We start from the raw sequence: 8455 nt of genomic DNA on the forward strand, positions 1-8455 counted from the left end.
GCAGCCTACAAAACAAAAAACAAATCTCAAAACCAAAGAACCGTGGGGCGCACGGTCTTAAAGCTCAGTTAATGTCCTCATAGAGGAGTCACTGAGAAGCCCACACTCACCTGAAAGGGAGTGTGTGGAGTACGTCACTAGAATTATCCTACAATAGAAGCAGACATTGTGGTTTTCACCCCAAAGGTATACTCACAGTTTCTGCTTTTTATATTTTTTCACGCGTTTAGTTAAGAAAATCACTCTTGGGAAGCAAGACCTAAGAGCAAAAAGCCATTAAAATGATTGCAGTATTACATCACCAATCATATTTTGTAAAGTTTAAATGGCGGCTTGAATCAAAATGACTTCACTACTCCCTCGAAACCTCAGCGTTGTTATCCGACCAGTCCAACATCGGGACTTGGAAGGAATTGATCGCTTAACTCAAGAATCATTGTCCCATCTGTCTCCCCAAGAAGCTGATGCGGCCATGGGGCAAATGCAATGGTTAAAACGCTGGTATGGGTTACTCAAATTCTTAAGTTGGTTTCCCAATCCATTACAGTACCGCTTCTGGAGCTATGTTGCCGAACAGGGCAGGATGCTACTGGGAATGATTCAAGTATCGCCTTTCAACCGCACTCGCAGCACTTGGCGAATTGATCGAGTGATGTTGGCAGGAACGGGCGATCGCCTGGGAGTGGGTTCACAACTACTGCGCCATTGCTTTGAATCCATTTTAGAAGCACGGACATGGGTATTAGAAGTTAACATTAATGATGTTGATGCCCTAGCCCTGTATCGCCACAATGGATTTCAACGTTTAGCAGAAATGACCTACTGGGAAATTAGTCCCCAGTTATTAGCAGAATTAATTCAAACCGAGCCAGATTTACCCAACCTCTTACCAGTCAGCAATGCTGATGCTCCCTTACTCTATCAACTAGATACAGCATCAATGCCACCTCTGGTAAGGCAAGTATTTGATCGGCACACCCACGACTTTAAAACCACGTTGTTTGGTGCTATTGGTGATGCCCTCAAGCAGTGGATGACAAAAACCGAAGTTGTTAGTGGTTATGTCTTTGAACCCCAGCGGAAAGCAGCCATTGGTTACTTTCAGGTGCAACTTGATCGCACCGGGACAAAACCCCATATCGCCACCCTGACAGTTCATCCTGCCTATACTTGGTTGTATCCTGAACTATTATCTCAATTAGCCCGCATCGCCCAAGAATTTCCCCAACAGGGATTACAATTAGCTTCCTCTGACTATCAACCAGAAAGAGAAGAATATTTAGAGCGCATTGGGGCTAAACGTCAAGAACATACCCTGATCATGTCTCGTTCCGTCTGGCATAAACTGCGAGAATCGAAATTTGTCTCCCTAGAAGGGATTCAGTGGCAGGAAATGTTACAAGGACTGCAACCAACCCGGAAACCTATTCCTGGAGGAATGTCATGGATGCCGCAACCACAGCAGGTACAGCCAGAAAGAACTGTACCAGTGCAGTCGGAAATTGTTGCGTTCACTCATCAAAACCCTAATATAATAGACACACCTTCTCCATCAGATTCAGCCCCAGATGAACCCCATGAGCAACAATAGCACGATCTCCCAACAGCCATCACAATCATTTATTTCCGCCTTGGGCGTGGATGTTGGTAGTAAACGCATTGGTTTAGCTGGATGTGATGGCACAGGGTTAATTGCTACGGGTATAACCACAATTGAGCGTAAGTCTTTTGTCGAAGATGTCGAGAAAATTCAGCAAATAGTCAATGAGCGACAAGTGCAAATTCTCATTGTCGGTTTACCTTATTCAATGGATGGTTCTATCGGTTTTCAAGCCCGTCATGTCCAAAAATTTGCGGCTAGATTGGCGGCAGCACTTAAACTTCCCTGGGAATATATGGATGAAAGATTAACTTCTTATCAAGCAGAACAACTGCTAATAGCTGAAAATCGCTCTCCATCAAGAAATAAGGGTTTAATTGACCGTAAGGCTGCTGCATTGATTTTACAACAGTGGCTAGATGCTAGACGTAGTTCAGCAATGCGATCGGTAACATTTGCTGATGAGTAATCCCTTTTAACATGGTATTCTAAAAACTATTACTTCTATCTCTGAATTTATGGTTGACATCGGCTGTCATTTAGCGGTTCAATGATTTCCATATATAAGAGTATTGTTACAGTTACATAATTCACCTATGTATTCATCTCCACTCCCTGAAGACAATGATCACGATTCCGAAAGTTCTCTGATTTTAACAGATGAGCTAAAACGAACACTAGAATGTTACATCGAGCATACCCTCGATGTAGAGGGAGAAAAATATGTTCTCCTTCTGCCTGTAGATGCACCAATAGAAATTTTTGCTTGGCAAGCCGATGGCGATGAAGAAGAAGCCGTCTTGGTGGAAGATGATGAGATGATAGAGGAAATTTTCGGCACTGCTCAAGCTGTGCTTTCTGAGCAAAACCTGATTCTCAAGAACACTGCTTATGCTTTGACTGTAGCAGGTGAGTTGCCTCCTGAAGATGAATCGAAATTCTTTACTTTAGAAATCGAAGATGAGGAAAACGGTTTAGAACCAGAGCAATTAATGGAAATTGCCACTTTTTATCATGATGAACAAGAGTATGCAATTTATACTCCCCTTGATCCCCTGCTCTTTTTTGCGAGAATGACTAAAACTGGTGAACCAGAATTACTTTCTCCTGAAGAGTTCCGTAAATTTCAACCCCTTTTAGAAGAACATCTTTTTAACGAAGTTGAGTAATGGGTAATGGGTAATGGGTAATTGGTAATTTAATTACTGTTGCTTCTTACCTTTTGCCTTATTCAAAAATCTAAATATACTCAAAACGGCTAAAAGCTGGACTTTTTTATCATACAAAGAACAAGTTCAAAGCCTCTCCCCGCAACGGGGAGAGGTTTGGAGAGGGGTTTCATACTTGGTTAAACTATGAACCCTTTGCAGTATAAATCTAAACCTAAAATTTTTCTTTATTCCTTTCTTTCTTCCTCCTGACTCCTGACTCCTGACCCAAAAAATTATGACTCGCAACCATCTATTAGAGCCTAACTTGATTTTAGCAGGTTCAGTTTTGACGCTGACACCAGATGTGATCCGACAATATGGGCTGAAAGGGCTAGTATTAGATGTAGATGAAACTTTAGTCCCGATGACAACAAGTTCTACTTTCCCAGAATTGCAAGCATGGATAGAAGAAATTCGGGTTTGTACGACATTGTGGTTAGTTAGTAATAATTTAAGTGAGGCGCGAATTGGTGGTATTGCCCGTTCTCTTGATTTACCCTACTACTTAGGTGCGGCTAAACCCTCCCGCCGGAAAATTCGGGCGGCCTTACAGGAGATGAATTTACCCGCACATCAAGTGGGGATGGTAGGCGATCGCTTGTTTACTGATGTTTTAGCGGGTAATCGTTTGGGAATGTTTACAATTTTAGTCGAACCAATTATCCATCCCGATTTTACAGCCCTCCGTTCCCATCCTATCCGTAATATTGAAGTCTGGATCTCAGAGATATTGGGCGCATCTATTACGGGGAAGAGGTAATAGGCGTTTTTCTGTGTTGATTAAGATACGAATCTTAACAAGAATTTATAATTCATCAGGAAAGTAAACCTAAAGAAATAGTTAAGGAATGATCAAATTGGCAAAAAATCAGAGATTATTAATTTCAATAACATCAGGGTCAGCCAAACAAGACCCTAGCAGATAATAGATAAATATAAACCCGTACAGCGTCAACCTTGACTATAGAGGGATTGGCGCTGTATAATTTTTTGGTGACAACTGACCACTAACTAATGACCAAAACAATTGTTGTTAAAATCGGTACTTCTAGCCTTACTCAACCAGAGACAGGACAATTAGCCCTTTCTAGCATTGCTACCTTAGCGGAAACTCTGTCTGATTTGAGACGACAGGGACATCGGGTCATTTTAGTTTCTTCCGGTGCAGTGGGAGTTGGTTGTGCGCGGTTAGGTTTGACGGAACGTCCCAAAACTATAGCTTTAAAACAGGCTATAGCAGCAGTGGGACAGGGTAGATTAATGCGTATATATGATGATTTATTTAGTATTTTGCAACAGCCTATTGCTCAAGTATTATTGACTAGAGCAGATTTGGTACAACGTAGCCGCTATCTCAATGCTAATAACACTTTTCAAGAATTACTAGATTTGGGAGTAATTCCTATAGTTAATGAAAATGATACAGTAGCGGTAGAAGAATTAAAATTTGGGGATAATGACACCCTGTCTGCATTAGTAGCCAGTTTAGTAGAAGCAGATTGGCTGTTTTTATTAACGGATGTTGATAGATTATATTCGGCTGACCCTCGTTCCGTACCCGATGCTAAACCAATTAGTTTAGTTAGTAGTATGCAAGAACTGACAGATTTACAGATTCAAACTGGTGGACAGGGTTCTCAATGGGGGACTGGGGGAATGATGACGAAAATTTCAGCGGCGAGAATTGCGATCGCTGCTGGTATCCGCACAGTGATTACTCAAGGACAATTTCCCCGGAACATTGAAAAAATTATCCAAGGGGAACTCATTGGTACACATTTTGCACCGCAACCAGAACCAACCTCAGCCCGGAAACGTTGGATAGCCTATGGTTTGATTCCGGGGGGAAAATTATATTTAGACGAAGGGGCGATCGCCGCCGTTGTCAAAGCGGGGAGATCCTTATTAGCAGCGGGGATTAAAGCCGTAGAAGGAGAATTTGACAATCAAGAGGCGGTGCAATTATGTGATAGTAATGGTGATGAAATTGCTAGAGGGTTGGTGAATTATAATAGTGGGGAATTACAGAAAATTTGCGGACAACATTCACGGGAAATTCCATTAATTCTAGGTTATGAAGGTGCAGATACTGTGATTCACCGCGATAACTTAGTTTTAATTTAAATATACGGCTTATGTGAATTAAATGCGGAAACCCTTGTAATACCGTTGATGATTCTGGAATTATCGTTCTAGAGAACTCTGGAAACCCTAATAAAACCACAATATTTTTAACTCACATAAGGCGTAATATAGAATTTCCTGTAGGGGCGGGGTTTCCCCGCCCAGAAGTCAGGAGTCAGGAGAAGAAAGAAGAAAGAAAAAAATCACCAATTACCAATCACCAAATTGTGAATCTACTCCGTTTAATCCCAATTTTCGATAATTCCGTTTCTAGCTGGGGTTTAGAAGCCCGACTATTGCGCTGGCTAACATTAATGTGGATGTTCATCGGCCTAGTCATCCTCTTTTCCGCATCCTATCCCGTTGCTGATGCCCGTCATGGTGACGGTTTGTATTATTTTAAACGGCAAATTCTTTGGGCTATAGCTTCCCTAATTATTTTCAACATCATTGTTAATCTGCCATTGCGAAAAATCTTGGGTGTATCTCATTGGTTTTTAATATTTTTCCTGATGTTGATTTTTTTGACATTAATACCAGGATTAGGAAAAAAAGCCTTTGATGCGGCTAGATGGATAGCCATTGGACCGATTCCTATCCAACCATCGGAATTAATTAAACCTTTTTTAGTGTTACAAAGTGCCACACTTTTTAGTCAGTGGGAAAAACGACCTTGGGGAATTCGGTTATCTTGGTTGGGTGTTTTTGGTCTTGTACTTTTAGGAATTCTTGCCCAACCTAACTTAAGCACCACAGCACTTTGCGGAATGACAATTTGGTTTATTGCCTTAGCAGCGGGATTACCATATAAATACTTGGGAGGAACAGCCTTTGGTGGCGTACTTTTAGCATTACTTAGTATTAGTATCAAAGAATATCAACGCAAACGCATTATGTCCTTTATGAATCCTTGGGCTGATGCTACAGGAGATGGTTATCAGTTAGTACAAAGTTTATTGGCTGTAGGTTCAGGTCAAACTTGGGGGTCTGGATTTGGACTTTCTCAACAAAAGTTATTTTATTTACCAATTCAAGATACTGATTTTATTTTCGCAATTTTTTCCGAAGAATTTGGTTTTATTGGCAGTATTTTACTATTAATAATGTTAGCCATATTTGCCACATTAGGATTAATTATTGCTCTTAAATCCAAAAATATCACATCCAAATTAGTGGCAATTGGTGTAGTAGTTGTTATGATTGGCCAATCATTATTACATATTGGTGTAACGACAGGTGCTTTACCAACTACAGGTTTACCCTTACCTATGTTTAGTTATGGTGGTAATTCCATGGTTGCCAGTTTGCTATCTTCTGCGTTATTAATTCGAGTAGCTAGAGAGGGTAGTGAAGCAGAAGTAGTGCCTTTACGAAAAACACAATCGGAAAGTCGAACCAGGAGACGATTTTTTTAGCTTAACCGACTGATGCACAACCACTATCTAAGTAGGGCTTGCTGAAAAAGTTGTCTGTGAGGGCAGGCAAGAGGCAAGAGGCAAGAGTTTGGGCTATCTGTTATCCCTAAGTTTTGTGATTTATTCAACCCAAAATGCACGCTTTTGGGACTGTCTCCTTCAACAATCTTGCACCTATTTTCTTTTTTAGCAGACTTAAACCTTTGATATATATACGTCTTGCATTTATTCAGCAAGCCCTAAGTAGGGTTTGCTGATAGCGTAGCGTGGCGTTAGCCATAGTTCTAGCCCTCTCAGAATGGGATAGAATGTACGCTTGGATAGAATACTCTTATGTGATATTATCCGTACAAAATGCTCAAGCTAGTGAACGGCAAAGCTGGACTCTGGATGAAAACCACCAGTTTCCAGCCGAGACAATTAAACTGATAAAGTTAGCAAATTTAAGTTAACATTAATACTCCGCGCTGATTCATACAACTGCTATGCTAAATCCCAATCTGGATGAAATCCAGTTGACGAAAGACGACTACGAACGCTATTCCCGCCACCTAATTTTGCCAGAAGTGGGCATGGAAGGGCAAAAACGCCTAAAAGCCGCCAGTGTATTGTGTATTGGTACTGGTGGACTAGGTTCACCATTGCTGTTATATCTCGCCGCCGCAGGTATAGGCAGAATTGGTATTGTTGATTTTGATGTTGTGGATACCTCTAACCTGCAACGTCAAGTTATTCATGGGACATCTTGGGTAGGTAAACCCAAAATCGAGTCAGCAAAAAACCGGATTCATGAAATTAACCCCCATTGTCAGGTTGATTTGTATGAAACTCGTCTGAGTTCCGAAAACGCCCTGGATATTATCCGTCCTTACGATATCGTTGTTGATGGCACTGATAACTTCCCAACTCGGTATTTAGTCAACGACGCTTGCGTATTGTTAGATAAACCCAACGTCTACGGTTCTATTTTCCGGTTTGAAGGACAAGCCACCGTCTTTAACTATGAGGGTGGTCCTAACTATCGTGACTTGTACCCCGAACCACCACCACCAGGAATGGTTCCCTCCTGTGCAGAAGGTGGAGTGCTGGGAATTTTACCGGGAATGATTGGGATTATTCAAGCTACAGAAACAGTGAAAATTATTCTGGGCAATGGTACTACCTTGAGTGGTAGACTGGTGCTTTATAATGCCTTGGATATGAAATTCCGGGAGTTAAAACTGCGTCCTAACCCCATCCGTCCAGTTATTGACAAGCTAATAGATTACGAACAATTCTGTGGTATTCCCCAAGCCCAAGCCGAAGAAGCGAAACAGCAAATGGAAATTCAAGAAATGACTGTGAAGGAATTGAAGGCGTTATTAGATGCTGGTGCAAAGGATTTTGTGCTGCTAGACGTGCGTAATCCTCATGAGTATGAAATTGCGAGAATTCCCGGTTCTGTGTTAGTCCCCTTACCAGATATTGAAAATGGTGATGGTGTGGCGAAGGTTAAGGAATTACTTAATGGACACCGTTTAATTGCTCATTGTAAAATGGGTGGGCGTTCCGCGAAAGCCTTGGCTATCTTGAAGGCAGCGGGGATTGCTGGGACAAATGTGAAAGGGGGAATTAATGCTTGGAGTCAAGAAGTAGATGCTTCTGTTCCTCAGTATTAAGTAGTCGGACAAAATTAAATTCACTCGTTGAGAGAGGAAACTCTTAACTCTTAACTGGGAACAGAAAAATCAGTTGTGTAATTAATTCTGTCCCATTACTTAATCGTTTTTTCAGGGAAAACCTCTAAGAGGTTGTTTGAAAAGTATTAGATAAAACCAGTAATTTCCAAAAACCTAACCCCCCAGCCCCCCTTCCCTACCAGGGAATGGGGGTTTTAAAGCCTCTCCCCGCGTCGGGGAGAGGTTTGGAGAGGAGTTTATTTATACATTAAAAACTTTTAAAACATCCTCTAACTAGGGTTTGCTGAAAAAGTTATCTGTGAGGGTTAGGAGTCAGGAGTCAGGAGGAAGAATTAGAAAGATATAAGAATAGTCTCAAATTCCAGAAAGTGATAGGTTTTTAATGGTTTCAATGCTTATTCCTTGCACCTAATTCACTTTTTTACC

General features: G+C 41.3%; 8 protein-coding genes. All 8 read left to right on the forward strand.

Going from position 1 to position 8455, the window contains the following annotated elements; genetic code table 11:
* Positions 1 to 343: 343 nt before the first annotated feature.
* The 8 genes from PN471_RS15285 (at position 344) to moeB (ending at position 8008) form a co-directional block, all read left to right on the forward strand.
* A complete protein-coding gene (locus PN471_RS15285; protein WP_271777584.1) occupies positions 344 to 1591 on the forward strand; it encodes a GNAT family N-acetyltransferase in 1248 nt (415 codons plus the stop codon).
* The gene (gene ruvX, locus PN471_RS15290) at positions 1578 to 2069 is read left to right on the forward strand and encodes a Holliday junction resolvase RuvX (protein WP_271777585.1); all 492 of its coding nucleotides are present in this window, start codon (positions 1578 to 1580) and stop codon (positions 2067 to 2069) included. The genes PN471_RS15285 and ruvX overlap by 14 nt, the downstream gene beginning before the upstream one ends.
* Before the next feature lie 127 nt (positions 2070 to 2196).
* A complete protein-coding gene (locus tag PN471_RS15295; RefSeq protein ID WP_193893111.1) occupies positions 2197 to 2769 on the forward strand; it encodes a DUF3727 domain-containing protein in 573 nt (190 codons plus the stop codon).
* 277 nt (positions 2770 to 3046) lie between these two features.
* Entirely contained in the window at positions 3047 to 3571 is a 525-nt protein-coding gene (locus tag PN471_RS15300) for a YqeG family HAD IIIA-type phosphatase (protein ID WP_271777586.1), read from the forward strand.
* A gap of 254 nt (positions 3572 to 3825) precedes the next feature.
* On the forward strand, positions 3826 to 4935 hold the full coding sequence (gene proB / locus PN471_RS15305) for a glutamate 5-kinase (protein WP_271777587.1): 1110 nt from the start codon (positions 3826 to 3828) through the stop codon (positions 4933 to 4935).
* 227 nt (positions 4936 to 5162) lie between these two features.
* The gene (locus PN471_RS15310) at positions 5163 to 6350 is read left to right on the forward strand and encodes an FtsW/RodA/SpoVE family cell cycle protein (protein WP_271777588.1); all 1188 of its coding nucleotides are present in this window, start codon (positions 5163 to 5165) and stop codon (positions 6348 to 6350) included.
* 266 nt (positions 6351 to 6616) lie between these two features.
* The gene (locus tag PN471_RS15315; RefSeq protein ID WP_271777590.1) at positions 6617 to 6802 is read left to right on the forward strand and encodes a hypothetical protein; all 186 of its coding nucleotides are present in this window, start codon (positions 6617 to 6619) and stop codon (positions 6800 to 6802) included.
* A 33-nt stretch (positions 6803 to 6835) separates the two neighbouring features.
* The gene (gene moeB / locus PN471_RS15320; protein WP_271777589.1) at positions 6836 to 8008 is read left to right on the forward strand and encodes a molybdopterin-synthase adenylyltransferase MoeB; all 1173 of its coding nucleotides are present in this window, start codon (positions 6836 to 6838) and stop codon (positions 8006 to 8008) included.
* Positions 8009 to 8455: the final 447 nt, after the last annotated feature.

It is taken from the genome of Aphanizomenon sp. CS-733/32, from assembly GCF_028330045.1.
Taxonomy (GTDB): domain Bacteria; phylum Cyanobacteriota; class Cyanobacteriia; order Cyanobacteriales; family Nostocaceae; genus Dolichospermum; species Dolichospermum gracile.

Coding starts and splice junctions, on each gene's coding strand:
- PN471_RS15285 (WP_271777584.1), top strand. CDS start 344: ATGACTTCACTACTCCCTCGAAACCTCAGCGTTGTTATCCGACCAGTC.
- ruvX (WP_271777585.1), top strand. CDS start 1,578: ATGAGCAACAATAGCACGATCTCCCAACAGCCATCACAATCATTTATT.
- PN471_RS15295 (WP_193893111.1), top strand. CDS start 2,197: ATGTATTCATCTCCACTCCCTGAAGACAATGATCACGATTCCGAAAGT.
- PN471_RS15300 (WP_271777586.1), top strand. CDS start 3,047: ATGACTCGCAACCATCTATTAGAGCCTAACTTGATTTTAGCAGGTTCA.
- proB (WP_271777587.1), top strand. CDS start 3,826: ATGACCAAAACAATTGTTGTTAAAATCGGTACTTCTAGCCTTACTCAA.
- moeB (WP_271777589.1), top strand. CDS start 6,836: ATGCTAAATCCCAATCTGGATGAAATCCAGTTGACGAAAGACGACTAC.